The sequence below is a fragment of the Halomonas flagellata genome, from assembly GCF_022487945.1.
Classification (GTDB): domain Bacteria; phylum Pseudomonadota; class Gammaproteobacteria; order Pseudomonadales; family Halomonadaceae; genus Halomonas; species Halomonas flagellata.
The window spans coordinates 203,940-227,732 of sequence record NZ_JAKVPY010000002.1 but is presented as its reverse complement, the minus strand read 5'-3'; the positions used below and the strand labels follow the sequence as shown (position 1 = coordinate 227,732).

The 23,793-nt window shown below is 68.0% G+C and carries 23 protein-coding genes; 8 read left to right on the top strand and 15 right to left on the bottom strand.

Annotated features, from left to right (window positions below; translation table 11 throughout):
- Window positions 1-25: 25 nt before the first annotated feature.
- From zipA to ccmA, 11 genes are all read right to left on the bottom strand, one after another.
- A complete protein-coding gene (gene zipA, locus MKP05_RS02715; RefSeq protein ID WP_240566901.1) occupies window positions 26-1,663 on the bottom strand; it encodes a cell division protein ZipA in 1,638 nt (545 codons plus the stop codon).
- Window positions 1,664-1,888: 225 nt separating this feature from the next.
- A complete protein-coding gene (gene smc, locus MKP05_RS02710) occupies window positions 1,889-5,389 on the bottom strand; it encodes a chromosome segregation protein SMC (protein ID WP_240566900.1) in 3,501 nt (1,166 codons plus the stop codon).
- Between the two features lie 31 nt (window positions 5,390-5,420).
- Entirely contained in the window at window positions 5,421-6,665 is a 1,245-nt protein-coding gene (gene ccmI / locus MKP05_RS02705; RefSeq protein WP_240566899.1) for a c-type cytochrome biogenesis protein CcmI, read from the bottom strand.
- Window positions 6,662-7,129, bottom strand: coding sequence for a cytochrome c-type biogenesis protein (locus MKP05_RS02700; RefSeq protein ID WP_110283029.1), 468 nt, complete (start codon window positions 7,127-7,129; stop codon window positions 6,662-6,664). The genes ccmI and MKP05_RS02700 overlap by 4 nt, the downstream gene beginning before the upstream one ends.
- Complete coding sequence (locus MKP05_RS02695) at window positions 7,120-7,647, bottom strand: DsbE family thiol:disulfide interchange protein (RefSeq protein ID WP_240566898.1); 528 nt, start codon at window positions 7,645-7,647, stop codon at window positions 7,120-7,122. Before MKP05_RS02695 ends, MKP05_RS02700 begins: the two co-directional genes overlap by 10 nt.
- Window positions 7,644-9,635: a heme lyase CcmF/NrfE family subunit gene (locus MKP05_RS02690; protein WP_240566934.1), complete on the bottom strand. Its 1,992-nt coding sequence runs from the start codon at window positions 9,633-9,635 to the stop codon at window positions 7,644-7,646. Before MKP05_RS02690 ends, MKP05_RS02695 begins: the two co-directional genes overlap by 4 nt.
- Before the next feature lie 24 nt (window positions 9,636-9,659).
- Window positions 9,660-10,166, bottom strand: coding sequence for a cytochrome c maturation protein CcmE (gene ccmE / locus MKP05_RS02685; protein WP_240566897.1), 507 nt, complete (start codon window positions 10,164-10,166; stop codon window positions 9,660-9,662).
- Window positions 10,156-10,389 carry a heme exporter protein CcmD gene (gene ccmD / locus MKP05_RS02680; protein WP_306766771.1) on the bottom strand — a complete coding sequence of 78 codons (234 nt, stop codon included), beginning with the start codon at window positions 10,387-10,389 and terminating at the stop codon, window positions 10,156-10,158. Before ccmD ends, ccmE begins: the two co-directional genes overlap by 11 nt.
- The gene (locus MKP05_RS02675) at window positions 10,386-11,126 is read right to left on the bottom strand and encodes a heme ABC transporter permease (protein WP_240566896.1); all 741 of its coding nucleotides are present in this window, start codon (window positions 11,124-11,126) and stop codon (window positions 10,386-10,388) included. Before MKP05_RS02675 ends, ccmD begins: the two co-directional genes overlap by 4 nt.
- A 14-nt stretch (window positions 11,127-11,140) precedes the next feature.
- Window positions 11,141-11,863 (bottom strand): heme exporter protein CcmB, encoded by a 723-nt coding sequence (gene ccmB, locus MKP05_RS02670; protein WP_240566933.1) that lies wholly within the window; start codon window positions 11,861-11,863, stop codon window positions 11,141-11,143.
- A gap of 7 nt (window positions 11,864-11,870) precedes the next feature.
- Complete coding sequence (ccmA, locus tag MKP05_RS02665; RefSeq protein WP_110283022.1) at window positions 11,871-12,515, bottom strand: cytochrome c biogenesis heme-transporting ATPase CcmA; 645 nt, start codon at window positions 12,513-12,515, stop codon at window positions 11,871-11,873.
- A 217-nt stretch (window positions 12,516-12,732) separates the two neighbouring features.
- On the opposite strand from ccmA, the gene lexA reads away from it, so the two are divergent.
- Both lexA and MKP05_RS02655 read left to right on the top strand, forming a co-directional pair.
- Window positions 12,733-13,218: a transcriptional repressor LexA gene (gene lexA / locus MKP05_RS02660; RefSeq protein ID WP_110283021.1), complete on the top strand. Its 486-nt coding sequence runs from the start codon at window positions 12,733-12,735 to the stop codon at window positions 13,216-13,218.
- Window positions 13,218-13,847 (top strand): IMPACT family protein, encoded by a 630-nt coding sequence (locus MKP05_RS02655; RefSeq protein ID WP_240566895.1) that lies wholly within the window; start codon window positions 13,218-13,220, stop codon window positions 13,845-13,847. Before lexA ends, MKP05_RS02655 begins: the two co-directional genes overlap by 1 nt.
- Window positions 13,848-13,866: 19 nt before the next feature.
- Here MKP05_RS02655 and MKP05_RS02650 read toward each other — a convergent pair whose 3' ends face one another.
- A complete protein-coding gene (locus tag MKP05_RS02650) occupies window positions 13,867-15,252 on the bottom strand; it encodes an MFS transporter (protein ID WP_240566894.1) in 1,386 nt (461 codons plus the stop codon).
- 533 nt (window positions 15,253-15,785) lie between these two features.
- On the opposite strand from MKP05_RS02650, the gene MKP05_RS02645 reads away from it, so the two are divergent.
- The 6 genes from MKP05_RS02645 to nadX all read left to right on the top strand — a co-directional run bounded on the left by MKP05_RS02645 (window position 15,786) and on the right by nadX (window position 21,117).
- Entirely contained in the window at window positions 15,786-16,517 is a 732-nt protein-coding gene (locus MKP05_RS02645) for an iron-containing redox enzyme family protein (RefSeq protein ID WP_240566893.1), read from the top strand.
- A 111-nt stretch (window positions 16,518-16,628) separates the two neighbouring features.
- The gene (locus tag MKP05_RS02640; protein WP_240566892.1) at window positions 16,629-18,083 is read left to right on the top strand and encodes an aldehyde dehydrogenase family protein; all 1,455 of its coding nucleotides are present in this window, start codon (window positions 16,629-16,631) and stop codon (window positions 18,081-18,083) included.
- Window positions 18,084-18,130: 47 nt separating this feature from the next.
- Window positions 18,131-18,610 (top strand): GlcG/HbpS family heme-binding protein, encoded by a 480-nt coding sequence (locus MKP05_RS02635; RefSeq protein ID WP_240566891.1) that lies wholly within the window; start codon window positions 18,131-18,133, stop codon window positions 18,608-18,610.
- Window positions 18,611-18,701: 91 nt separating this feature from the next.
- The gene (locus MKP05_RS02630; RefSeq protein ID WP_240566890.1) at window positions 18,702-19,718 is read left to right on the top strand and encodes a 2Fe-2S iron-sulfur cluster-binding protein; all 1,017 of its coding nucleotides are present in this window, start codon (window positions 18,702-18,704) and stop codon (window positions 19,716-19,718) included.
- Window positions 19,719-19,894: 176 nt separating this feature from the next.
- Window positions 19,895-20,230 (top strand): 2Fe-2S iron-sulfur cluster-binding protein, encoded by a 336-nt coding sequence (locus MKP05_RS02625; protein ID WP_240566889.1) that lies wholly within the window; start codon window positions 19,895-19,897, stop codon window positions 20,228-20,230.
- A gap of 83 nt (window positions 20,231-20,313) precedes the next feature.
- On the top strand, window positions 20,314-21,117 hold the full coding sequence (nadX, locus tag MKP05_RS02620) for an aspartate dehydrogenase (protein WP_240566888.1): 804 nt from the start codon (window positions 20,314-20,316) through the stop codon (window positions 21,115-21,117).
- A 319-nt stretch (window positions 21,118-21,436) separates the two neighbouring features.
- Here the strand turns inward: nadX and MKP05_RS02615 are convergent, their stop codons facing one another.
- The 3 genes from MKP05_RS02615 to MKP05_RS02605 all read right to left on the bottom strand — a co-directional run bounded on the left by MKP05_RS02615 (window position 21,437) and on the right by MKP05_RS02605 (window position 23,642).
- Window positions 21,437-22,102, bottom strand: a complete 666-nt coding sequence (locus tag MKP05_RS02615) for a GntR family transcriptional regulator (RefSeq protein WP_240566887.1) — start codon at window positions 22,100-22,102, stop codon at window positions 21,437-21,439.
- Window positions 22,103-22,468: 366 nt separating this feature from the next.
- The gene (locus MKP05_RS02610) at window positions 22,469-22,774 is read right to left on the bottom strand and encodes a ferredoxin (RefSeq protein ID WP_240566886.1); all 306 of its coding nucleotides are present in this window, start codon (window positions 22,772-22,774) and stop codon (window positions 22,469-22,471) included.
- A 73-nt stretch (window positions 22,775-22,847) separates the two neighbouring features.
- Window positions 22,848-23,642: a creatininase family protein gene (locus MKP05_RS02605; RefSeq protein ID WP_240566885.1), complete on the bottom strand. Its 795-nt coding sequence runs from the start codon at window positions 23,640-23,642 to the stop codon at window positions 22,848-22,850.
- Between the last annotated feature and the right edge of the window lie 151 nt (window positions 23,643-23,793).

Sequence of the window (23,793 nt, the reverse complement as noted above, 5' to 3'; positions counted from 1 at the left end):
CCAGCTTCAAGCTTACAGCTTACCGCTAATTCACCTGGTAGCGGTGCAGGCGGTTGCGCCGCACGAACTCCTGGACCCGCTGGCGGGCGAATTCCACGGTCTGGGCGGTCATCACGCTCTGGTTCTCGTCCTTCAGCTCGCCGCCCAGATGACGGACGATGACCATGGCGGTCTCGACCATCGCCTCGAAGGCGGCCGAGGTATCGCTGGCCCCCGGCATGGGCATCAGCAGGGTCACCCCGGGGGTCCGGAAGTCGTCCATGGACTCGATGGGGAAGGTGCCGGGCTTGATCACATTGACCATCGAGAACTGCAGCTGGCTCTCCGGGTCCTCGGTCTCGAAGCGGTGGAAGATGCCCATGTCGCGGCTGTAGCGCAGCCCGCAGGCGAGCATCAGGTCGAGCAGCGCAGTGCCGGAGAAGCCCTGCTCGTCGCGGGACATCACGCTGATGACGATGATCTCCTCGGCGTGGCTGAGGGCGTGCCGGGCATGCTCGGCGCTGACGTCGTGACGCAGCGCCTTCTCGAGTACCGGGTGGGCACGCACCACGTCACTCTGGAAGCGCTCCTCGACGGCCGGGGCCTCGTCACGGGGCGCTTCACGATGCTGCCGCTCCGGCGCCTCGGGGGGGAGCTCCTCGGCACTGCGCAGCCGCGGCGGGGCGAACAACGGATCGTCGTCGTCGGCCTGGGCGATGGCCTCGGCCTCGAGCCGGCGGCGCTCCTCCTCGCGGGCGGCCTTCGCCGCTTCGGCCTGGCGGCGCTGCTCGGCGTCACGCTCGGCCTTCTCGGCCCTTTCCTGCTCGCGGCGCTGCTTCTCGACTCGCTTCTGCTCGCGACGCTCGGCGATGGACTTCTGCAGCGAGGCGCCGAAACGGTGCATGGAGGCCCCCACCCGCTTCGAGCCGCTCTTGATCGAGTCGCTCACGCCGTCGAGGTCGACCAGCTGGTAGCGCTCGGCATCCTGGTGATCGTCGTGATCCTCGGGATCGGCGGCCAGGGGCGCCGAATCCGCCACGGTGGTCGCCTCGTCTTCCAGTGCCGAGAGGCTGGGTTCGCGACGCTCGCCGCTGGCCGACGCGCTCGACCGTGACGTGGTGGCATCCGGCGCCGGTTCGGCTGAGCGGCGGGCTTCTTCACGCGCTCCGGTACTCTCTTCGTTGACGGCCGCTTTCCTTTCGCTCTCTTCCCGACCTTCCCGAGCGTCGTGCACCGGCGCGACGGCCTCCGGCTCTGCCTGCGGCCGGCGGGCCGAGGCGGCCTTGCCGGCCTTGGCCGGTTCGGCACGCGATGGCGGGGACACCGCTTCGGCCGGCTCGGCGGACGACCGCGGCGTCACGGGCGCCTCCTCGCCGGCGCTGGCCTTGAAGCCGGCCAGCACGCGAGAAGGGCCGGGATGCTCCCGGCGCTCGAGCTTGGGTTTGGGTTGCATGCCGCTGTAGTCCGCGGGCCTGACGACTCGCGCCCCTCCGTTGGGCAGCTCCCAGTTGATTTCAGCCTCGCGGGCCACCGCTTCGGGGTCGGGCTCCTGCCCTTGCGCGTCGCCCTCCACCTCGTCGAGGCGAGGGATTCGACGCTGGCGCTGCAGGCGACGCACCCCATCGATGACGATGAGGGTCACCAGCGCCAACCCCAGGATGATCAGCCACTCTCTAAGTTCCATGGGTCGTCATGCCTTTTGCTAAGGCGCCATGCCTGATGGTTGTCCGTCAACAGCATAGCGCGATTGCCAAAAAAAGGGCCACTTTTTTGATTGTCAAGCCTGGCTTTTCTCGGCCGAGAGTCGACGGTGCCCTGTGCAATCGCCCTTCCATAATCCCTGTGCATCCATGCAATGCAGCAACATTGCCTTCCTTGTTACCCCTTTTGCCGTTCGCGATCAAGTCCGTCAGGCCTCGGCGAGGGCCGCGGCCTCCTCGACGCCCACTGCCACCAGGCGGGAAACCCCCGGCTCCTGCATGGTCACCCCCATCAGGCGTTCCGACGCCTCCATGGCGATCTTGTTATGCGTGATATAGATAAACTGAACCGTCTCCGACATCTCCTTCACCAGCTTCGCGTAGCGCCCCACATTGGCATCATCGAGAGGGGCATCCACCTCGTCGAGCATGCAGAAGGGTGCCGGATTGAGCTGGAAGATGGCGAAGACCATCGACAAGGCGGTGAGGGCCTTTTCCCCCCCGGACAGAAGATGAATGGTACTGTTCTTCTTGCCCGGTGGCCTGGCCATGATGGCCACGCCGGTCTCGAGCAAATCCTCGCCGGTCAGGGTCAACCATGCGGTTCCGCCCCCGAAGACCCGCGGGAAAAGTGACTGCAGGCCGGCATTGACTCGCTCGAAGGTCTCGCGGAAACGGGTGCGGGTTTCCTGGTCGATGCGGCGGATCGCCCGGTCGAGGGTCTCCAGGGCCTCGCTGAGCTCGGCGTGCTGGGCCTCCAGGTAGTCGCGCCGCTCGGCCTGCTGGTCGTACTCCTCGATGGCCGCCAGGTTGATGGCACCGAGCCGCCCGATGCGCTCGCCGAGCTCCTCGAGGCGGGTCTGCCAGGCGGACTCGGTGGCGTTGGGATCGAGCGACTCAGCCAGCTCGCGCTCGTCGTGGCCCAGCTCCCCGAGCTGCTCGTCCTGGGTCTCGGCCCTGAGGCGAAGCGCCTGGACCTGCATCCGCGCCTCCTGCAGCCGCTCGCGAATGCCCTCCAGGTGGCGCTCGTGGGCCTGGCGCGCCTGCTCGTCCTCGCGCAGCCGCTCGACCAGCTCGGCGGCCCGGCCTCGCACCTCGTTCAGCACGCGCTCCTCGCGCTCGCGACGGTCGAGCAGCTCGTCGAGACGCTCGCGGCGCTCCTCCTCGGGCTCGCGCAGCATCTCGCGCTCCTCCGCGAGCTCGGTGGCGCGCAGCTCGAGGCGCTCGCGCGCCTCGCCGGCACGCCCCTGCTGCTCGGCCAGCCCGGCCCGTTCGGTGGTCAGCCGCTCCTGCTCCAGGGCGAGCTGCTGGACCTTCTCGGCCAGCGGGCGCTGGCGACTGCGCAGCGAGGCGAGCCGCTCGCGGGCCAGCTGGCGCTCGCGGTCGAGCCGCTCGCGACGCTCGGCGCCCTCCTCGAGCCGCGCCATGGCCTGCTGCCAGCGGTCGCGCACCTCCTCGATGGCCAGCAGCGCCTCCTCGCGCGCCTCGGCCAGCCCGGCGAGCTCCTCGGCCAGTTCGGCGGCCCGCCCCTCCAGGTGCTCGAGGCGGCTGGCCAGGCCGCTGTCTTCGATCGCCAGCTGCTGGCGCTGCCGGTCGAGGTCCCGCTCCTCCAGCCGCGTTTCCTCCAGGGCTGCCTCGGCCTGCTCGACCCGCTCGGCGGCGTCGGCGAGGCGCGCCTCCTGCTCGTCCAGGCGCGCCTCCACGACCTCGAGCTCGGCCCGGGCCTCGGCCTCTCGGCGACGGCTGACCAGCAGGGCATCGAGCCCCTCGCCCTGGCCGCGGTGACGCGCCCAGCCGTCCCCCAGCCAGAGGCCGTCGGCGGTGATCAGGCTCTCGCCGGGCGAGAGCGACTCACGTTGCGCCCAGGCCACCTCGCGGGACGCGACGCAGCGGATGCCGGCCAGCCACTGGGCGGCGGCCCCGGCGCCTCGCACCTTCGTCGCCAGACTCGGGGCGGCGAGGCCGTCGGCCGGGCGCGCGCCGGCCTCGAGCAGGCCGAGCTCACCGGGGGCGGCGTCGAGGACGGCACGCCCCTCGCCGAGGGGACTCAAGCGTGCCCGCAACCAGGGCGAGAGCACCCAGGAGACGGCCTCCTCCCAGCCGGCATCGACCTCCAGGCTCTCGCCCAGGCGCGGGGCCTCGGCCAGGCCATGCCCGGCCAGGTGGGCATCGAGCGCCTCGTCGTGATCCGCCAGGCCCGCCTGGATCAGCGCCTCCAGCGAGGCCAGCTCACCCTGCAGGGTGCTGCGGCGCTGACGATCGATCTCGCGCGCCTGCTCCGTCTCGCGCACCCGCTCGCGGGCCGCGTCGCGGCTCGCCTGGAGCGCTTCGCGGCGCTCCTCCACCGCCTCGCGCGACAGCTCCAGCTCGGCCAGGCGCTCGGCCAGCTCGCCGCGCTGCCCGGCGAGCAGGGCGATGTCGGGCAGCTCCTCGTGCTGCTGGCGGCGACGACGCTCGTCGCCCTCGAGGCGCTCGAGCCGCCCCTCGAGCTCGCGCAGGCGGTCCTGGGCGCGTTCCGCCTCGCGGCTGGCCTCCCGCCACTGTTCGTTGAAGGCCTCCCAGGCGGCGTCGGCTTCCTCGGCCAGGGGTTCGGCGTCCTCGAGGCCCGCCTCCAGCTCGGCGAGCCGCTCGGCGACCTCCTCGCGTTCGGGGGCCAGGGTCTCGAGGCGTTCGTCGAGTCGCGCCAGGCGCTCGCCGTCGTCCTCGCCCAGGCGGTCGAGCTCGGCGAGTTCGCGCCGGGCGTTCTCGAGGTCGCGGGCGAGCTGGGCATCGCGGGCACGGGCGTGCTCGATGTCCTGCTCGAGGCGGGCGATGGCGGTGGTGGTCTCGTAGAAGCGCGCCTGCTGGGCATCGAGTTCGCCGGCCAGCCGGTCGTGGTCGGCGCGGGCCTCCTCGAGGCGGGTCTCGCACTGGCGCAGCCCCAGCACTTCGCGCTCGACGCCGGTCTCCAGGTCGCGGACCCGACTCTCCTCCTCGGCCTGGCTGGCGCGCAAGGCGCGGGCGCGCAGCAGCGCCAGCTCGCCCTTCACCCGATGCTCCTCCTGCTTGAGGGCCTGGTAGCGGCGGGCGGCCTCGGCCTGGCGCCTGAGGCGCTCGAGCTGCTTGTCGAGCTCCTCGCGGATGTCCTCCAGGCGCTCCAGGTTCTCCTGGGTGCGGCGCATGCGGTTCTCGGTCTCGCGGCGGCGCTCCTTGTACTTGGAAATGCCGGCGGCCTCCTCGAGGGTGGCGCGCAGCTCCTCGGGGCGCGCCTCGATCAGCCGCGAGATCATGCCCTGGCCGATGATGGCGTAGGAGCGCGGGCCGAGGCCGGTGCCGAGGAAGAGGTCGGCGATGTCGCGGCGCCGACACTTCTGGCCGTTGAAGAAGTAGCTCGACTGGGCGTCGCGGGTGACCAGGCGCTTGACGGCGATCTCGGCGTACTGGGCGTAGATGCCCCCCATGGTGCCGTCGCGGTTGTCGAAGAGCAGTTCGATGGAGGCCTGCCCCACCGGCTTGCGGCCGGTGGAGCCATTGAAGATGACATCTGTCATCGACTCGCCGCGCAGGGTCTTGGCCGAGGATTCGCCCATCACCCAGCGCACGGCGTCGATGATGTTCGACTTGCCGCAGCCGTTGGGGCCGACGATGGCGGTCATGTTGCCGTCGAACGGCACCGTGACCGGATCGACGAAGGACTTGAACCCGACCAGGCGAATCGACTTGAGGCGCATCCCTGCTGAATCCTCCGCTAGCCCGTGACCATCATTCGAAGACCCGGTCGATCACCACCTCGACGGGCGCGCCGTCGATGCCGCCCACCGGCACGCCCTCGCGGTCACCGAACAGGTCACCGGCCTGGGGAGTCGCCTCGCCGCTGGGCGAGACGCGTACCACCAGTCGTGCCTGGCTCACCCGGGAGAGGCTCGCCTCGGGCGACATCGCGCGGGTATCGTCGAGCACCAGGTCGGCCGGCAGGTCGCCGAGGCGCAGCCGGGCGACGGCCAGCGGCGGCAGGTCGCCCTCCATGTCCCGGGCCACCACGAACACCGCGGCATCGTCGTCGACGCGATCGGCGAGAGCATCGTCGAGGCTCACCCGCACATGGATGCCGGGGCCCTCGGCGGCCGCCTGTTCCCGCTCTTCCGGCGCCACCCCCAGGCGCTGCTGGGCCACGCGGATGCCTTCGCGCAGGGCCTGGCCGGAGGCCGGGTCATCCATGCCGGCAATGGCGCGGCGCCAGTGGTCGATGGCCGCCTCGTAGTCGCCGCGGTCGAAGGCCTCGATGCCGAGGATGCCGAGCACGGTGGGCTGGCTGGAGTCCAGCGCCAGGGTCTCGTCGACCAGCGCCTGCACCTCCTCGGTGAACCGACGGTCGGCGGCGAAGAACTCGACCTGGGCCAGCTGGCCGAGCAGCGATGCGTGGCGGCCCTCGATCTCGATCAGTCGCTCCAGGGCATCGCTCGCCTGGTCGGCCCGGCCGGCATCGCGGTAGAGCGGGAACAGCATCATCCAGACGTTGGGGTTGCCCGGCTGGCGGGCGGCCTGCTCCTCGAGACGCTCGATCATCATCGCCATGGAGCCGTCGGGATGGTTCACCACCTCCTGCCGCACCTCCAGCAGGGCGAGGTCGCCCTCGGCGCCTTCGTGCTGGTACCAGAACACGCTGGCGACCACCACCGCCACCATCACCACCGGCACCACGAGCCGGCCGGCGGCAGAGGGCTTGAGCGGCGCGCGCCCGAGGCTCTCGGTGTCCTCGAGCAGGCTGCGCTCGAGCTCCAGGCGGTCCTCCTCGAAGCGGGCCTGGTCGATATCGCCCCGCTCGAGGGCGGCCTCCAGCGAGGCCAGCCGGCGGCGATAGATGGCCAGGTTCTGGTCGGCGGAGCGGTCGTTGGCCTCGAAGTCGCGCTGGGCCGCACCCACGGCCGCGGCACGCCGCAGCGGTGACACCAGCAGCCACAGGGCCGGCAACAGCAGGATGGCGAAGGCGATCCAGAGTAGGCTCATTCGGTCCTCTCGCGATTGATCAGGGCGTCGAGACGGGCGCGCTCCTCGGCGCTCAGGCGCCGGGACGCCGTGCGCCGGCGGGCTCGCACCATGAGGATCACCACCAGGGCACCGAGCAGCACCAGGGCCGCGGGCAGGCCCCACAATAGCAGGGTGCGGCCCTCGAGCCGCGGGTTGTAGAGCACATAGTCACCGAAGCGGTTGACCATGAAGTCGAGGATCTCCTTGTCGGAGCGGCCATCCTGCAGCAGCACGTAGACCCGATCGCGCATGTCACCGGCGATGGGCGAGTCGGAGTCGTCGATCGCCTGATTCTCGCACTTGGGGCAGCGCAAGGTGGCGGTGAGATCTCGGTAGCGCTGCTCGGTCACCGGATCGTCGAACTCGCGGACCTCCACCGCCGCCTGGCCCAGGGCCGGCACCAGCAGGAGGACGCAGAGCAGCCATCGCATCATCAGCGCCATTTCTCCACCTCCGGCAATATCGTGTCGCGCACGTCCTCCGGCTTGATATAGCCGGTGTGGTGGTAGCGAATCACCCCGTCGCGGTCGACCAGGAAGGTCTCCGGGGCGCCGTAGACCCCCAGGTCGAAGCCCAGGGTTCCCTCCGGATCGAAGATGTTGACCTCGAAGGGGTTGCCGAACTCGTCGAGGAACTCGCTGCCCTTCTCGCGGGTGTCCTTGTAGTCGACCCCCACCAGGCGCACGCCGCGCTCGGCAAGGTCGAGCAACTGGGGCATCTCCTGCTTGCAGGTCGGGCACCATTCGCCCCAGACGTTGACCAGGGTGACTTCGCCCTCGAACAGCGAGGCGTCCACCACCCGCTCGGGATCCTCCAGGGTGGCGAGCTCGAAGGCCGGGAAGTCGCGGGCCATCAGCGCCGAGTCACGCTCGAAAGGGTTGATCGACAGTCCCATGTAGAGGAAGGCGCCGAGCGCCAGGAAGCCGACCAGCGGCAGCAACAGCAGCAGGCGACGCTTCATACGGTAACCTCCCGGGGCTTCTTGGCCGGGGCCCGTTCCGGGTCGCGGGCCGTGACGGTGCGCCGGTAGCGACGGTCGACCACCGCCAGCACGCCACCGGCGGCCATCAGCAGGGCCCCGAGCCACAGCCAGCGCACGAAGGGCTTGTACTGGATGCGCATGGCCCAGCTGCCGTCGTCCAGGTCCTCGCCCATGGCCACGTAGAGGTCACGGAAGAGCCCCGGGCGCAGCGCGACCTGGGTCATCGGCATGCCGCGGGCGATATAGAGCCGCTTCTCGGGGGTCATGGTGAAGCTGCGCCGGCTCTCGCCGCGCCGCACCTCGATCTCTGCGAGGTCGGCCAGGAAGTTGGCGCCGCGGCGGCTGGTCAGCCCGGTCATGGTGAAGGTGTAGCCGGCCACCTGGACACTGTCGCCCACGCCCATGCGCACGTTGCGCTCGATGGCGTAGTTGGAGACCACGGTGACGCCGACGATGGTCACCGCCATCCCCAGGTGCCCGAGGATCATCCCCCAGTAGGCCAGCGACAGCCGCTTCACGCCGGCCAGACGGCCGGACGCGTGACGCGTCCTGGTCCAGAGGTCGCGCAGCATGGGTAGCACGATCCACAGCGCCACCACCACCCCCAGGCTCACCTTGAGGTTCCACTCGCCGCGGTAGAGCAGCGGGGCGGCCGCGCCGATGACCAGGGCGACGAGGCCGGCGAGCCAGCTGCGCCGCAGCAGGTCGCCACTGTCGGTATGCTTCCAGCGTGCCAGGGGGCCGAGGCCCATGAACAGGCAGAGCACCACCGTCAGCGGCACGAAGAGCGCATTGAAGTAGGGCGGGCCCACGCTGATCTTGCCCAGGTTCAGGGCATCGAGCAGTAGCGGGTAGACCGTGCCGAGCAGCACCGTGACGGTCATGATCACCAGCAGGATGTTGTTGATCAGCAGCAGGGCGTCTCGGGAGAGCCAGCTGAAGCCGACCTGGTGGCTGACCCGGGGGGCGCGCAGGGCGAACAGCAGCAGCGAGAGGCCCACGGTGATGCCCAGCAGCACCAGGATGAAGAGCCCGCGGGAGGGATCGTTGGCGAAGGCATGCACCGAGGTGAGCACGCCCGAGCGCACCAGGAAGGTGCCCATCAGCGACAGCGAGAAGGTGGAGATCGCCAGCAGCACCGTCCAGCTCTTGAAGGCACCCCGCTTCTCGGTCACCGCCAGGGAGTGGATCAGTGCGGTGCCGGCCAGCCAGGGCAGCAGCGAGGCATTCTCCACCGGGTCCCAGAACCACCAGCCTCCCCAGCCAAGTTCGTAGTAGGCCCACCAGCTGCCCAGCGCGATGCCCACGGTGAGGAAGGCCCAGGCGATGTTGGTCCAGGGCCGTGCCCAGCGGGTCCAGGCGGCGTCCAGGCGCCCGCCCAGCAGCGCCGCGATGGCGAAGGCGAAGACCACCGAGAAGCCCACGTAGCCCATGTAGAGCATCGGCGGGTGCACGATCAGGCCGAAGTCCTGCAGCAGCGGGTTGAGGTCGGCACCGTCCTGGGGAATGTTGGGCAGCAACCGCTCGAAGGGGTTGGAGGTGACCAGCACGAAGGCCAGGAAGCCCACGCTGACCAGCCCCATCACGCCGAGGACCCGGGCCAGCATGTCGCGGGGCAGCTCCCGGGAGAAGCGGCTCACGGCGAAGGTCCAGGCCGCCAGGATCAGGCTCCACAGCAGCACCGAGCCCTCGTGGTTGCCCCAGACGGCGCTGGCCTTGTAGTACCAGGGCAGCATGGAGTTGGAGTTGCTGGCGACGTTGGCCACGCTGAAGTCGTCGAGCAGGTAGCTGGCGGTCAGGCAGACATAGGCGATGGCCAGGAACAGGAACTGGCCGGTGGCCATGGGGCGCGCATAGGCCATCCACAGCGGACGGCGGGTCGCCGCGCCGGCCAGGGGCATCACTCCCTGGACCAGCGCCATCAGCAAGGCGATGATCAGGGCGTAGTGGCCGATTTCGGGGATCATCAGGGTCTGCATGGACACTCCGGATCAGTTCTGGCTGGCGCCGTCGTCCTGGGCGCCGAGCCGCTCGGCCACCTCGGCGGCCTTGGCCTGGTAGTCGGCGGGCGAGTAGCCGGCCTCCTCCAGGGCCTGGGCCACTTCCGGCGGCATGTAGTTCTCGTCGTGGCGGGCCAGTACCTGGTCGGCCCTGAGCCAGCCGTCGCGCTGGAGCTCGCCGACCACCACCACCCCCTGCCCCTCGCGGAACAGGTCGGGGAGGATGCCGCTGTAGCGCACCTCGAGGTCTTCGACGTAGTCGGTCACGGTGAACGCCACCTCGAGGCTCTCGCGGTCGCGCGACACCGAGCCCTCCTTGACCATGCCACCGGCACGGATCTGGCGCTCGAAGGGCGCATCCCCGGCGGCGATCTGCACCGGGCTGAAGAAGAGGTTGATGTTGCTGCGCAGGGCGTAGAGGGTCAGGCCCACGGCAATGGCGGCCAGTGAGACCAGCCCCAGGACCACGAACAGCTTCTGCTTGCGTTTAGGTGTCATCGACGTGTCCACCCCTCTGATGGGAAACCGGTGCCCGGCCGCCGGCAAGGCGCCGCTCGCGCCGCGCCCGGCGCTGGAGGTTGCGCAGCAGTTGGCGACGCTCGCTGCGGGCATGTATCACGATGCCCCCGAGCAGCGCCGCGGTGACGGCCCAGGAGGTCCAGACATAGGGGCCGTGGCCGCCCATGGCAAGAAACTCGTTGAAGCTGGCGAAGGCCATCATGTCTCCTCCGCGGCAAGGTCACGCACCCAGCGCTTGGTCGACTCGCGGCGCAGGATCTCGCTGCGGGTGCGCATCAGCGTCAGGGCGATGAAGAAGCTGTAGAACCCCAGCAGCATGATCAACAGCGGCAGCCACATCTCCATGGGCATGGACGGCCGCGAGGTGACGGTGAAGGTGGCCGGCTGGTGCAGGGTGTACCACCAGTCCACCGAGTACTTGATGATCGGGATGTTGATCACGCCCACCATGGCCAGCACCGAGGCCGCCCGGGAGGCGCTGTCGCGGCTCGAGAAGGCACCGCGCAGGGCAATGACGCCGAAATAGAGGAACAGCAGGATCAGCATCGAGGTCAGGCGGGCGTCCCACATCCACCAGGTGCCCCAGGTGGGCATGCCCCAGACCGCCCCGGAGAACAGGGCGATGAAGGTCATGGCCGCGCCAAGCGGCGCCATCATCGCCGCCGCCATGTCGGCGACCTTGATCTTCCAGACCATGAAGATCAGCCCGGCCACCGCCATGGCGACGAAGATCGACTGGGCCAGGAAGGCCGCCGGCACGTGCACGTAGATGATGCGGAAGCTGTTGCCCTGCTGGTAGTCGGCCGGCGCGAAGGCCAGCCCCCAGACGCTGCCGACCAGGAGCAGCAGCGCCGCCGCGGCCCAGAACCAGGGCTGCAGGCGGGCGCTGATGGCGTAGAACCACCTCGGTGACCCGAGCTTGTGAATGAAGGCCCACATGCCTCGTCAATTCCTCAACCGTTGATACTGATACGCAGCGACGCCGCAATTGCCCAGGGGGCGAAGATCAGCGTCACCGCCAGCAGGGCGCCGAGAATGGCCAGATGCGCCGCAACGCCATCTCCCAGGATCGCCGCCTGCACGGCACCGGCACCGAAGATCAGCACCGGGATGTAGAGCGGCAGCACCAGCAGCGAGAGCAGCACGCCACCGCGCGAGAGCCCCACCGTCAGGGCCGCCCCGATGGCACCGATCAGGCTCAGGCTGGCGGTGCCCAGCGCCAGCGACAGCGCCAGGATCCCGTAGCTGCCGGCCGGCAGCGACAGCATGATGCCCAGCACCGGCGCCATCAGCGCCAGCGGCAGGCCGGTGAGCAGCCAATGCACCGCCACCTTGGCCAGCCCCAGGGCGGCCAACGGCTGGGGCGTGAGCAGCAGTTGCTCCAGGGAGCCGTCGTCGTAGTCGCCGCGAAACAGGCTGTCCAGCGAGAGCAGGGCTGCCAGCAGGGCCGCCACCCACAGCAGCCCGGGTGCGATGGTGGCCAGCAGTTCCGGGTCCGGCGAGATGCCGATCGGGAACAGGGTGATCACCAGGGCGAAGAACACCAAGGGGTTGAGCACCTCGCTGCGCCGACGCAACAGCAGCACCAGATCGCGTTTCAGGGTCGCCCGCAATGCGACCATCAGGCCGCCGCGAGGTTCCCGGTGGAAGGGCATGGCCGCCTCGGTGTCGGTCATCGGTGTCTCAGTGCCGGGCATCGTCTCCTCCCCCACCGAGACGGATACGCCTCAGTTCATCGGTGGCCCGGAGCTCATGGTGGGTGGTGACCAGCACGCAACCACCGGATCGGGCATGGGCGACGAGGCGCGCCTCCAGGGCCGCCACGCCGTCCCGGTCGATGGCGGTGAAGGGCTCGTCGAGCACCCACAACGGCCGCGGCGTCAGATCCAGCCGGGCCAGCGCCACGCGGCGCTGCTGCCCTGCCGAGAGCTGTCCCGTCGGCAGGTCCTCGAAGCCGGCGAGCCCCACGCCCTCGAGCGCCGCCAGGCGTGCCGCCTCGTCACCAGGCTCATCGGCCAGCGCCTGGTACCAGGCGAGATTCTCCAGCGGCGTCAGGGCCGCCTTGATGCCCGGCGCATGGCCCAGGTAGAGCAGGCTGGCGAGGAAATCGCCACGCACCCGGCGCATCGGCACCCCGTTCCAGAAGAGCTCGCCCCGATAGTCGGCCAGCTGGCCGGAAAGGATCTTGAGCAGCGTGGTCTTGCCGCTGCCGTTGGGCCCTTCGACCCGCACGATCTCGCCGGCGCGAATGTCCAGATCGAGATCCTCGAACAGCCGGCGGTCGTCACGCTCACAGGCCAGCTCTCGGGCTTGCAGACGCAGGGGCAAGGCACTCTCCCGACATGGGGTAATTTCGCCGGAACTCTACACGGAAAGGGCTTTTGCTGCCAGAGCAGGCCGTGTGTCAGCCGGTCGCAGTTGACCTGTATCAACGCTACCGTCGATAGCCGCCCCTTGCCAGATCCCGACCCCCTGCTATGCTTCAGATGCACTGTACGCATCGACAGTGGTTTGCTCACTGGTCTGCCGACAGGAGAGACGCATCATGCCAAAGGTCACCCCGCAGTTCCTGCATCGCCGGCCCAACCTGCCGCTGGCGGAGGCCTGGGAAGCCATCGAGGACGACGACCTGCTCCACGATGAGCTGATCGAGGTCCCCCTGCTGGGGCGGGTCTCGGCGGGACTCCCCATCGAGGCCTGCCTGGACGCCGGCAGCATCCACGTGCCCTCGCGCATGGTGCGCCGCAACACCTACGCCCTGAAGGTGCGCGGCGACTCGATGATCGATTGCAACATCTTCGACGGGGATGTGATCATCATCGAACGCCGCGAGAGCGCCGAGAACGGAGAGACCGCCGTGGTGATGATCAACGACCAGGAGGTCACCCTGAAGAAGCTCTACATCGAGAAGTCGGGCGTGCGCCTGCAGCCGGCCAACGAGAGCATGGCCCCCATCTACCTCAAGAACAGTGACATCCAGGTCCTGGGGCTGGTGATGGGCGTGGTGCGCCAGACGGGGCTGGCCGCCTGATGCGCTTTGCGGTGCCCGACATTCCCGCCGGGCAGTGGCGCGAGAGCGAGCTGGAAGTGGAGAAGAGCCGCTTTATCGCCTGGCTCTGCCATGCCCCGGACACGGCCGCCTTCGACGCCCTGCTGGCCGAGGCCCGTCGCGCCCACCCCAACGCCAGCCACCACTGCAGCGCCTTCATCGCCGGCCCGCCCGGCGAGCAGACCGCCATCGGTTTCTCCGACGACGGCGAGCCCGGCGGCACCGCCGGGCGGCCCATGTTCCAGGTACTCGCCGGCGCCGGCCTCGGGCAGGTGGGCTGCGTGGTCACCCGCTACTTCGGCGGCACCAAGCTCGGCACCGGCGGCCTGGCGCGGGCCTACGCCCAGGCCATCGCCCAGGCCCTGGAAGACCTGCCCCGGCGCGAGGTCATCGAACGCACCTCCCTGCAGTTGAAGCTCGACTTCGCCGGCGAGGCCGAGGCCCGCAGTTGGCTGGCCGAGCGCGGCATCCCCGTGGAGCGGGCCGACTACGGCGCCGATGGCGTGCTGCTCACCGTGGGCTGGCCCCGCGACACCGACGTCGACCTGACTCCGCTGGAGGCCCGGCTGCGCGGGCGGGTCAGCCGCCTTACGCCAACTCCCAGCGGGTGAGCGGGAACGCGACCCGCTATCAGGTCACCGAACTCACCGGCAGTGAAAGCCGGCGAACGCCCAGCAACAGCGCCACCAGCGTCACGGCAGCCGCCAGCCACAAGGCCAGCGGGAGGGTACCGAAGGGAAGCGCCATCACCAGGGCCACCAGGGCGGAGCCCAGGCACTGGCCGAACGTCCTGACCGAAGCCAGCACCCCCGAGGCACTCGAACTCATGGCAAGCGGAGCACTCCCCATGATTTCCCGATTGTTCGGGGCCTGGAAGAAGCCATAGCCGAGCCCGCACAGCAGGGAGGGCAGCACGAGGTACAGGGCCTGCTCCACCGCACTCAGCCAGGCCAGGCTGGACATGCCGGCCAGGAAGAGCGCCAGACCACCAGCCGACAACAGGGCAGGATCCCACTTGTCCGCCAAGCGGCCCGCCACCGGCCCCGATACCAGCAGCGCCATCGGCCAGGGCGTGAACAGCAGGGCGGCCTGCAAGGGCGTGGTCCCCAGGACCCCCTGATAGAAGAAGGGCAGCGCCACGAAGGCGGCACCCTGCCCGGTAAAGGCGAGCATCGTGACCACTGACGCCGAAGCGAATCGCGGCTCTGAAAACAGCGATAGCGGCACCAGGGGGGCCGGGGCGCGCCCCTGTCGCCAGATGAACAGGCCGGCGGCCAGCAGGCTGACAGCCGTCAGGCCAACGACGACGGCGTAGCTCTCACCATTGGCGATCCGCTCCATGCCAAGCACGAACCCTCCCATCATGAGCATGGAGAGCAGCGCTCCCGGCCAGTCGAAGTGACCACGACCGAGGGCTTCACCGGGAAGCGCGCGCCAGGCCAGCCATATGGCCACCAGACCGGTCGGCACATTGAGCGCGAAGACCCAGGGCCAGCTGGCAACGGAGAGGACGACACCGCCCAGTGAAGGCCCGGATGCCAGGCCAAGGGCGACGACCAGCGCATTCAAGCCGATGGCACGCCCCAGCAGGCGGCGGGGGAAGATCACTCGATAGAGCGAAGGGCCCAGACTGAGGATCGCCGCGGCACCCAGCCCCTGGACGGCACGGAATAGCAGCAGGACTTCCAGGCCGGGAGAGAGCGCCGCGCCGAGGGAACCCAGGGTGAAGAGCATCAGCCCGCCGGTAAAGACACGACGGTGACCGACGAGGCGACTGAGAGCGGCGAAGCAGAGCAGCGCCCCTGCACAGACAAGTTGATAGACCGTCGCGATCCATACCGCCTGCGAAGCGGGAGCGCCCAGTGCCACCGCCATCGTCGGCAGGGCAATGTTGACGATCCCCAGGTCGAGTACCGCCATCAGGGTCGCCAGAACCACCACCCACGCGGCCAACCGTCGCCGGGGCCCAGGCAAGCCTTGATCCCCCGGGGCCTCCTCGAAGAGTTGCCTCAGCATCGAAGCCTCCTTGTACGCTGTCGCATCAGGACCGCACGTCCGAGTTCCGCCTTTCTGCCATCCCGGGGCACTTCCGATGCACGTCTCTCCCCCATTCGGGCAAGTGCCGGACCGAGCGTGCCCGGGCGGCAACGGAGATTCGAAAGCGGTATACCATAAACAGGCGATCGGACTCAATTGACCGTGATCGTCACACCGTGCCGCTGGACACCATGGGGCCGGACGCCCCTCCCTCGAACGAACAGTGAGATACGCCAGCACGGCCCTGCGGCGCCGGATCCGCAGGCCGCTCCGGCATGGCGAATGGGAATCTCGCGCCCCGGAAATTGACCCAGGTCAGAAAAAGCCTTGACAGCATCGGAGGGGGGAAATTAGTCTTGCTACATGGCTTTTGGTATACCATGAGCCAAACAGGAAGACAGAAGCCTCACAACGCCAACGGCTCTGCCCTCCCTGACTCCCGTAGGCATACCAACAAGACGGGCCATTGACTGCAGCAGCAGCCAAGCCCCAGGCAACCAGGAGAGATCCCCATGGCCGAACTGATGAATCGTGACGATTTTCGCACCGCCCTTGAAGACGCCATCAAGGGCAAGAGCGCCAACAAGGCACCGTTCAGCGTGGCCTGGGCCAGCGGCAAGCTGAGCCGCGCCCACCTCGCCAAGTGGGCCGAGAACCACTACCACTACGTCGGCCCGTTCGCCGACTACCTGGCCTACATCTACGCCAACACCCCGGAGAACTACACCGAGGCCAAGGACTTCCTGCTGCAGAACATGTACGAGGAAGAGCTCGGCGGCGACCGCCACACCGACCTGCTGATTCGCTTCGCCGAGGCCTGCGGCACCACACGCGAGCGCGTCGAGAACCCCGACAACATGTCGCCCACCACCCGCGGCCTGCAGAGCTGGTGCTATGCCGTCGCCATGCGCGAGCATCCGGTGGTGGCCGTGGCCGGCCTGGTGGTTGGCCTGGAGTCCCAGGTGCCCTCCATCTATCGCAAGCAGACCCCGACCCTGCGCGACAAGTATGGCTTCACCGATGAAGAGGTCGAGTTCTTCGACCTGCATATCGTCTCCGACGAGATCCACGGCGAGCGTGGCTATCAGATCGTGCTCGAGCACGCCGACACCGTCGAGCTGCAGCAGCGCTGCCTGAAGATCTGCGAGATCGGGGCCCAGATGCGCCTGCTTTACACCACCGCGCTCTACTACGACTACGTGGCTGGCGACCTGCCCCTCTCCGAGCTCGACCTGGCGGCCTGACACGGCCCGCCCGGACTCGTACCGGCAACGATGCCATCGGGATCCCCGCCGACTCGGGTCGGCGGGGATCCGCCACAGGACAGACAGCGCCAACGATCAGAGGTGAGCTTCTTGGACAACGTCACTCAGTTTCACAATTACATCGACGGCAAGTGGCTGTCATGCGGCTCGGAGGCCACCTTCGAGAACCGCAACCCGGCAGACCAGGACGACCTGCTCGGTCATTTCCAGGCCTCTTCCGCGGAAGATGCCCAGCAGGCCATCGCCGCGGCCGAGAGGGCGTTCCCCGCATGGCGGGACACCCCCCTCTCGAAGCGGGCGAAGATCCTCAACCAGGCGGCCGATTATCTGGTCGAGCATATCGAGCAGTTCGCCGAGGAGCTGACCCGCGAAGAGGGCAAGCTGCTCGCCAACAGCCGTGACGAGATCGCTCGCTCGGCCCAGACCCTGCGCTTCTACGCCGTCGAGGGGCAGACCATTACCGGCGAGACCTTCCCCCAGGACGACGCCAAGATGATGGTGTATACCCAGCGCGAGCCGCTGGGCGTGGCCACCATCATCACGCCCTGGAACTTCCCGATCTCGATTCCGGCGAGAAAGATCGCCCCGGCCCTGATCACCGGCAACACCGTGGTGTTCAAGCCTTCGTCGGATGCGCCGCTGATCGCCTATCGCCTGGCGGAAGCGCTGCACCACGCCGGCGTTCCCGAAGGCGTCTTCAACTTTATTACCGGCGGCGCCTCCGCCATCGGCGAGGCGATCACCGGCGCCCCCGCGGTGCGTGCGATCTCCTTCACCGGCTCCACCGCCGCCGGCGAGAAGATCCACCGCAGCGCCTCGATGGCGACACGCACCCAGATGGAACTCGGCGGCAAGAACCCCCTGATCGTGCTGGACGATGCCGATATCGATACCGCCGTCGACCTGACCATCAAGGGTGGCTTCTCGCTGACGGGCCAGGCCTGCACGGGAACCAGCCGCGTGTTGATCGCCCGCTCGATCAAGGCCGAGTACCTGGAGCGCCTCGTCGCTCGGGTCAAGGAACTGCAGATCGGCAACGGCCTGGAGAAAGGCACCCAGATCGGCCCGCTGGCCACCCGCCAGCAGCTCGACAGCGTGCTCGGCTACATCGAGCTGGGCAAGCGCGAGGCGACCCATGTCCACGGCGGCGAGCACCTCACCGGCGGCGAGTACGACAAGGGCTTCTACGTCTCGCCGGCCATCTTCAGCGACGTGACCCAGGAGATGCGCATCGCCCAGGAGGAGATCTTCGGCCCGGTCGTCGCGGTGATCGAGGTCGACGGCTACGAGGACGCCATCGCCAAGGCCAACGACTCCCCCTATGGCCTCTCGGCAGGCCTGGTGACCAACGACATTCGCTACATCCAGCGCTTCCCGCTCGACGTCGAGGCGGGCACGGTCAAGGTCAACCGCACCACCACCGGCAACCTGGTCAACGCCCCCTTCGGCGGGCTGAAGCAGTCGAGCACCTCGACCTTCCGCGAGTCGGGTCGCGCAGGCCTCGACTTCTTTACCCAGACCAAGACCGTCTACATCGGTCGCTGAACACTCACTACACCAGATCAACAACAGACTCTGACGACAGGTGACACATGAAACAGGTATTTCGACTGGAACTGGAAGAGGCCAAGCTGATGGTGGAGGCCGCCAAGCAGCGCTCCGAGGAGATCGGCGTGCTGGAGACCATCTGCGTGGTCGATGACGGCGGCTACCCGCTGGCGCTGGAGCGCATGAACGGCGCCCGCGTCACCGGCCCCCAGATCGCCTGGAACAAGGCCTTCACCGCGGCCGGCCACAAGCGCTCGACCCATCTGTTCAACACCGCCCCCAAGGGCCCCGCCCTGCCCGGCAACGAGGCCTTCGGCATCCAGTGGAGCTTCGAGGGCAAGTTCGCCGTCTTCGTTGGCGGCTTCCCGATCGTGGTCGACGGCGAGGTCATCGGCGGCGTGGGCCTCAGCGGCGGCAACGGCGAGCAGGACACCCAGGCGGGCCTAGCGGCCCTGCAGGCCCTGCAGGATCACCTGGGTGAGGCCGGTCACGAGGTGATCGTCCAGGCCGACATCAAGAAATAAGCCCCCCCGTCGGCAAGTGGCCGCCGCCCCCTTGCCGACCCCTGACGACAAGAACAAGCCATGCCCCATGACGGGGGCCCAGGAGGCTGTCATGAGCTACCGCATCACCCTCAACGAGACCGCCGACACCTTCGAGGCCGAAGCGGGCGAACCCCTCCTCGATGCTGCCGAGCGGGCGGGCTTCCCGCTCGCCCACGACTGTCGCTTCGGTGGCTGCGGCGCCTGCCGCGTCAAGCTGCTCGAGGGCCAGGTCGACTACGAGGAGTTCCCCTTCGGGCTGAGCGAGGAGGAGGCGGCGGAAGGCTACGCCCTGGCCTGCCAGGCGCACGCCCAGTGCGACCTGACCATCAGCGCCACCCTGCTGCCGGCAGGGCACATCCCCGCCGACTTCCACGTCGCCACCATCGAGCGGCTGGAGAAGTTGAGCCACGACGTGACCCACCTGGTGCTGCGCATTCCCACGGCGAGCGAGGTGGACTTTCATCCCGGCCAGTACCTCAACGTCATGCTCGATGACGGCAGCCCACGCAGCTTCTCCATGGCCTCCCCGCCCAACGGCGAGCTGTTCGACTTCCATATCCGCCGCGTCCCCGGCGGCTACTTCACCGGGCGACTGGAGACGCACTACAAGCCCGGCGACGCCCTGGACGTGGAACTGCCCCTGGGCACCTTCCGCCACGATGCCGACAGCCCTCGGGACCTGCTGATGGTGGCCGGCGGTACCGGCCTGGCACCGATCAAGAGCATCATCGAATCGCTCCTGGACAGTCCCGATACCCCGAACATCGCCCTCTACTGGGGGGTGCGCCGCGCCGAGGATCTCTATCTCGATGACCTGCTGCACCAATGGACCCGCACCCTGCCGAACTTCCGCTACGTCCCGGTGCTCTCGGAGGGCGACGACCAGTGGGGCGGCCGCCGCGGCTTCGTACACGAGGCGGTGTGCCAGGATCACCAAGACCTGAGTGCCTTCGATGCCTATCTGTGCGGCCCGCCGCCGATGATCGCCGCGGCCAAGAGTGGTTTCTCCCAGCGCGGGCTGAGCGTGGAGCGCATCTTCTCCGACAGCTTCAATTTCACCCACGAGCTCGATGACAGCGTGGTTTGAGGAAACGCTGAATAACTCAGCCGAGCGAGATGAAGCGCAAGGCGCACGCAGCGCAGAAACCGGAGCCTAGGCGGTACTAGGTGAGGATTTCGAGCACCGCGCAACGCAGCGATTCGATCGCGCAGGCATCTATGCAGTGTTTCCTTGACGCTGCAGCGGATACGACGAGGTAAGCCATGCTGGATATCACCTTCATCACCAATGACCACAAGGTCATCAGCGCCCCCGCGGACTCCAACCTGCTGCGCATCTCGCTGCGGGAGAAGGGCGGCATCCCCTTCAAGTGCGGCGGTGGGCTCTGCGGCACCTGCAAGTGCCGCATCGAGGAGGGCATCGAGAACACCGATGCCGTCAAGAAGAAGGAGGAGAAGCTGCTGAGCGCCGACGAGATCGACCAGGGCTACCGCCTGGCCTGCCAGACCTTCCTGACCGGCAGCGTCAAGGTCGCCTGGGAAGAGGTCCCGAAGGGCGGCACCGGGGCCCGACAGCTGCGCCCCAGGGCCGAGGCCTGACGCTCACGCATCGACCCGCCCGGCGGGCCGGATCCCCCCGGGCCGGCCGCCATGCGGCTGGCCCACTACCATGACGAGGTCATATGATTACGGTTGGACTCATCGGCTACGGCACGGCCGGCAGGGACGTCGCCGAGGCCATTCTCTCCGGGCAGGCCGGCGACTGCCGTCTGGTCAGCGTGCTGGTCCGTGATGCTGGCAAGTATGCCGACACGCCCCTCGAGGGGTGTCGAATCACCGACAGCGAGGCGGACTTCTTCGCCTGCCGGCCCGACGTGGTCGTCGAGACGGCGGGGCACGAGGCGGTCAAGCGTTATGCCAGGCGAGCCCTGGAACAGGGTAGCGACTTCATGGTCGTCTCGGTCGGCGCCTTCTGCGACCCGGCACTGCTCGACGGCGTGACCGAGGCCGCCCGCCGCCAGGGCCGACGCCTGATCGTGCCTTCGGCGGCCATCGCCGGCCTGGACCGCATCGCCGCCGCCGCCCAGGGCCCCCTGGAGCGCGTCACCCTGACCACCCGCAAGCCCGTGAAAGCCTGGCGGGGCACCTTTGCAGAAGAGGTCGTGGACCTCGACACGATCACCCAGCCCACGCTGATTTTCGAGGGCAACGCGCGGGAATCTTCACGAGTCTTTCCCGAGAGTGTCAATGTGTCGGCGGCCTTGAGCCTGGCAGGCCTCGGCTTCGAGGCCACCGCGGTACGCGTGCTGGTGGACCCCACCATCGAGAAGAACGTGCACGAAGTCTCGGCCCGGGGGCTGTTCGGCGAAGTGCGTATCGAGGTGCGGAATACCCCCTCGCCCGACAATCCCAAGACCGGTTATATCGTCGCCATGAGCGTAGCGAGTGCGCTGAAGAACCTCTCCTCGCCCCTGGTGATCGGCTAGCCGTCGGCCCCTGACCCACAATGACACCGGGCGCCGCTGGATGGCGGCGCCCGGTGTCGTTGCGTTCTCTGGTGGATCAGACCCTGACGAATCCCACGACTATCCCGGCGATGGCGGCACGTTCGCCGAAAAAGGCGCCGAGGCCGCCCCTATGGGGTCAGCCCCCAGCCAAGTCGCGAAGCCCGTCATGGTGCGTCTTACGAGCGGATTCAACGCCGCCGGGGTCTGACCCCATAGGGACCGGCAGCGCTGGCAGCCTGCCACCCACCCATGCCCAACACATTGATAATGCTGAAATGTTTCTGGGGAGGCCTCAGGATCAGACCCGGGAGCGACTTACATAGGCCTTCCGGGACTTCTCCAGGTGGATGCGCGTGAAGCTCTCGGCCAGATCCCCCTCCCCGCTGCGGATGGCCCCCAGGATGTCCAGGTGCTCGCGCAGCGCCTCCTTGGTGCGCCCCGGCAGGCCGCTGCTGAGGTTGGAGAAGGCGCGAACGTAATCCTTGAGGTCGGTCAGCATCTCGTGCAACTTGGGATTGCCGGCGGCCCGGCCGATCAGGTCGTTGTACTTGACGTTCAGCTCCACGGCGTCCTCGTCGCCGTCACCGTCCGCCAGCGCATCGTCCATCTCGTCCACCAGCTGGTCGATCTCGACGATAATCTCGTCGTTGACCTTCTGGGCTGCCAGTCGCGCGGCCAGCGACTCCAGCGAGGCGAGGATCATGAAGACCTCGAGGATCTCCGCCTGGGTGATCTCGTTGACCACCACCCCCTTGCGCGGCACGGTGCGCACGAAGCGCTGCGTCTCCAGCCGAAACAGCGCCTCGCGAATCGGGGTGCGACTGATGTTGAGCTTATCGGCCAGCACCCTCTCCACCAGGCGATCCCCCGCCTTGTATTCACCGCGCAAGATGGCGTCCTTGAGGTAGGTGTATACCTTGTCGCGGATGGGGGAGAGATCTTGCTGGGTCCAGGGCTCTGCCATTCGGGCTACCATCGGTGTCATTGGCCAAAGGGAGAAAGATGGCAGCGTACCATATCGGCGGAATCTGGTACACGAAGACCCAGAGCGGGACGGGGCTATTGCCGATAGCCTTATCGCTCGAGGCTGTTCCGGCGACAGACCTGCGAGGAGGCGCGGTGACCCCATCCCTGGGCGCTGGCGCTACCTTCGCCCTGCTGCGCTCTCGCGTCCTGCTCCGCTTGCAGGGCCGGTGCTGGCCATCCATGGCCAGCCCGTTCGGAGGAATCCTCCTCACCCCTGGCGAAGGACCTCCTCTTCGGCCTGCCCCCGGCGCCTCTCGCTTTGAGCAACTGCGATTGCCGACAAGGCAGGCGAGAAAGTTGCCAATCAGCGCAGAGGCGTGCGTTCGAGCCGGGTCTCGATGTGACCGAAGGTCACCAGTTGCTTGAGTTCCGCCCGCGCCTCCTCGAGGGTCTCGAATCGTTCGAAGAACTTGAGCGGCACGCTGTTGACGGCGCCCCCCTCGCCGGCCTCCACGATGCTGACGCGTCCCCCGTCGGCGATGACCTCGGCAATGGTGAAATCGGCCTTCTTCTTGTCGTAGAAGAAGTATTCGTAGGATTCCACGGGCACCATGCCGCCCTCCGGCTGGGCAGCGTACTCGTCGGACTTGCTGGTCAGGATGATATACATGTTCGCTTCTCGAGTGAGTTCTTGTCGTGTCTCTTGCGCCATGCCGGGTGGGGCTTCGGCCCCCCGGGTCTTCTCAGGACGTCAGGGCTCGCTCACGCGGCTGGGCCGCCGCCCTCGGCTCGGCGATCAGTTCCCGAACCGCCGCCGCCAACCCCTCCAGGGCCTCCTCGACGATCGCCTTGCCGATCTCGTAGCTGGCCTGGGTGGCATCGCCGATACAGCCGTTGCGGGTCATCTCCTCGTAGCGGTAGAAGCCCTGGATGGGGTTGCCCGGCCGAAGCCCTTCCCAGCGCCCACCCGCCACGATGTCGCCCTTCTCCAGCCGCTCAGGGCGAACCAGGTGGGGCGCCAGGTAATAGGCCTCCGACACCTCGCGCTCGCAGCTGTGACCATAGAGGGTCGAGTGGATGTGCTCCTTCATGGCACTCTTGGCGGCCGCGGTGGTCTTGGCGTAATAGCACTCGACCCCCAGCTCCTGGGCAAAGGTGGCGCAGGCCATCCCCAGCGTGGCCTGGTTGCCACCATGCCCATTGAGGAACAGCACCCTGTCGATGCCGTGCCGCTGCAGCGATGTGACCATGTCCCGCAGCAGCGCCAGCAGCGTTTCCGGCCGCAGGCTGATGGTGCCCGGAAAGTTGAGGTGGTGGGGTGAGATACCCATGTTGACCGTCGGCGTGACCATCACCTGCGGATGGAGGACCTTGGCCAGGCGCTGGGCCATCGACGTGGCGAGCACGGCATCGCAGCTCTCGTTCATGTGTGGCCCGTGCTGTTCATGGGCCCCTACCGGAATGATGGCCATCTTGACCGTCTTCAGGGCGTCCTCGACCTCCGGCCAGGTCATCTCTGTCAGCACATAGCTGTCCATCCCGCTCTCCTCCAGGGCGATGCGAGCGCCGCCGCGCGACCCTCTCCCCCCCTTCTGTAGTTGTCGTTACCGTGTTGTCGTCAGGAATCACACCGCAAATGGTTTACGGTATACCAATAAGAAACTAGCCGAAGGGGGGCACCGCTGTAAA

Excerpts from the sequence above, each read along its gene's own strand:
- ccmE (WP_240566897.1), bottom strand. The coding sequence starts at position 10,166 with ATGACACCTAAACGCAAGCAGAAGCTGTTCGTGGTCCTGGGGCTGGTC.
- MKP05_RS02605 (WP_240566885.1), bottom strand. The coding sequence starts at position 23,642 with ATGGACAGCTATGTGCTGACAGAGATGACCTGGCCGGAGGTCGAGGAC.
- MKP05_RS02655 (WP_240566895.1), top strand. The coding sequence starts at position 13,218 with ATGCGCTTTGCGGTGCCCGACATTCCCGCCGGGCAGTGGCGCGAGAGC.
- ccmD (WP_306766771.1), bottom strand. The coding sequence starts at position 10,389 with ATGATGGCCTTCGCCAGCTTCAACGAGTTTCTTGCCATGGGCGGCCAC.
- MKP05_RS02630 (WP_240566890.1), top strand. The coding sequence starts at position 18,702 with ATGAGCTACCGCATCACCCTCAACGAGACCGCCGACACCTTCGAGGCC.
- MKP05_RS02610 (WP_240566886.1), bottom strand. The coding sequence starts at position 22,774 with ATGTATATCATCCTGACCAGCAAGTCCGACGAGTACGCTGCCCAGCCG.
- MKP05_RS02675 (WP_240566896.1), bottom strand. The coding sequence starts at position 11,126 with ATGTGGGCCTTCATTCACAAGCTCGGGTCACCGAGGTGGTTCTACGCC.
- MKP05_RS02615 (WP_240566887.1), bottom strand. The coding sequence starts at position 22,102 with ATGGCAGAGCCCTGGACCCAGCAAGATCTCTCCCCCATCCGCGACAAG.
- MKP05_RS02645 (WP_240566893.1), top strand. The coding sequence starts at position 15,786 with ATGGCCGAACTGATGAATCGTGACGATTTTCGCACCGCCCTTGAAGAC.
- MKP05_RS02650 (WP_240566894.1), bottom strand. The coding sequence starts at position 15,252 with ATGCTGAGGCAACTCTTCGAGGAGGCCCCGGGGGATCAAGGCTTGCCT.
- MKP05_RS02635 (WP_240566891.1), top strand. The coding sequence starts at position 18,131 with ATGAAACAGGTATTTCGACTGGAACTGGAAGAGGCCAAGCTGATGGTG.
- ccmB (WP_240566933.1), bottom strand. The coding sequence starts at position 11,863 with ATGACCGACACCGAGGCGGCCATGCCCTTCCACCGGGAACCTCGCGGC.
- ccmI (WP_240566899.1), bottom strand. The coding sequence starts at position 6,665 with ATGAGCCTACTCTGGATCGCCTTCGCCATCCTGCTGTTGCCGGCCCTG.
- zipA (WP_240566901.1), bottom strand. The coding sequence starts at position 1,663 with ATGGAACTTAGAGAGTGGCTGATCATCCTGGGGTTGGCGCTGGTGACC.
- lexA (WP_110283021.1), top strand. The coding sequence starts at position 12,733 with ATGCCAAAGGTCACCCCGCAGTTCCTGCATCGCCGGCCCAACCTGCCG.
- MKP05_RS02625 (WP_240566889.1), top strand. The coding sequence starts at position 19,895 with ATGCTGGATATCACCTTCATCACCAATGACCACAAGGTCATCAGCGCC.
- smc (WP_240566900.1), bottom strand. The coding sequence starts at position 5,389 with ATGCGCCTCAAGTCGATTCGCCTGGTCGGGTTCAAGTCCTTCGTCGAT.
- MKP05_RS02695 (WP_240566898.1), bottom strand. The coding sequence starts at position 7,647 with ATGAAGCGTCGCCTGCTGCTGTTGCTGCCGCTGGTCGGCTTCCTGGCG.
- nadX (WP_240566888.1), top strand. The coding sequence starts at position 20,314 with ATGATTACGGTTGGACTCATCGGCTACGGCACGGCCGGCAGGGACGTC.
- MKP05_RS02690 (WP_240566934.1), bottom strand. The coding sequence starts at position 9,635 with ATGATCCCCGAAATCGGCCACTACGCCCTGATCATCGCCTTGCTGATG.
- MKP05_RS02700 (WP_110283029.1), bottom strand. The coding sequence starts at position 7,129 with ATGGCGCTGATGATGCGATGGCTGCTCTGCGTCCTCCTGCTGGTGCCG.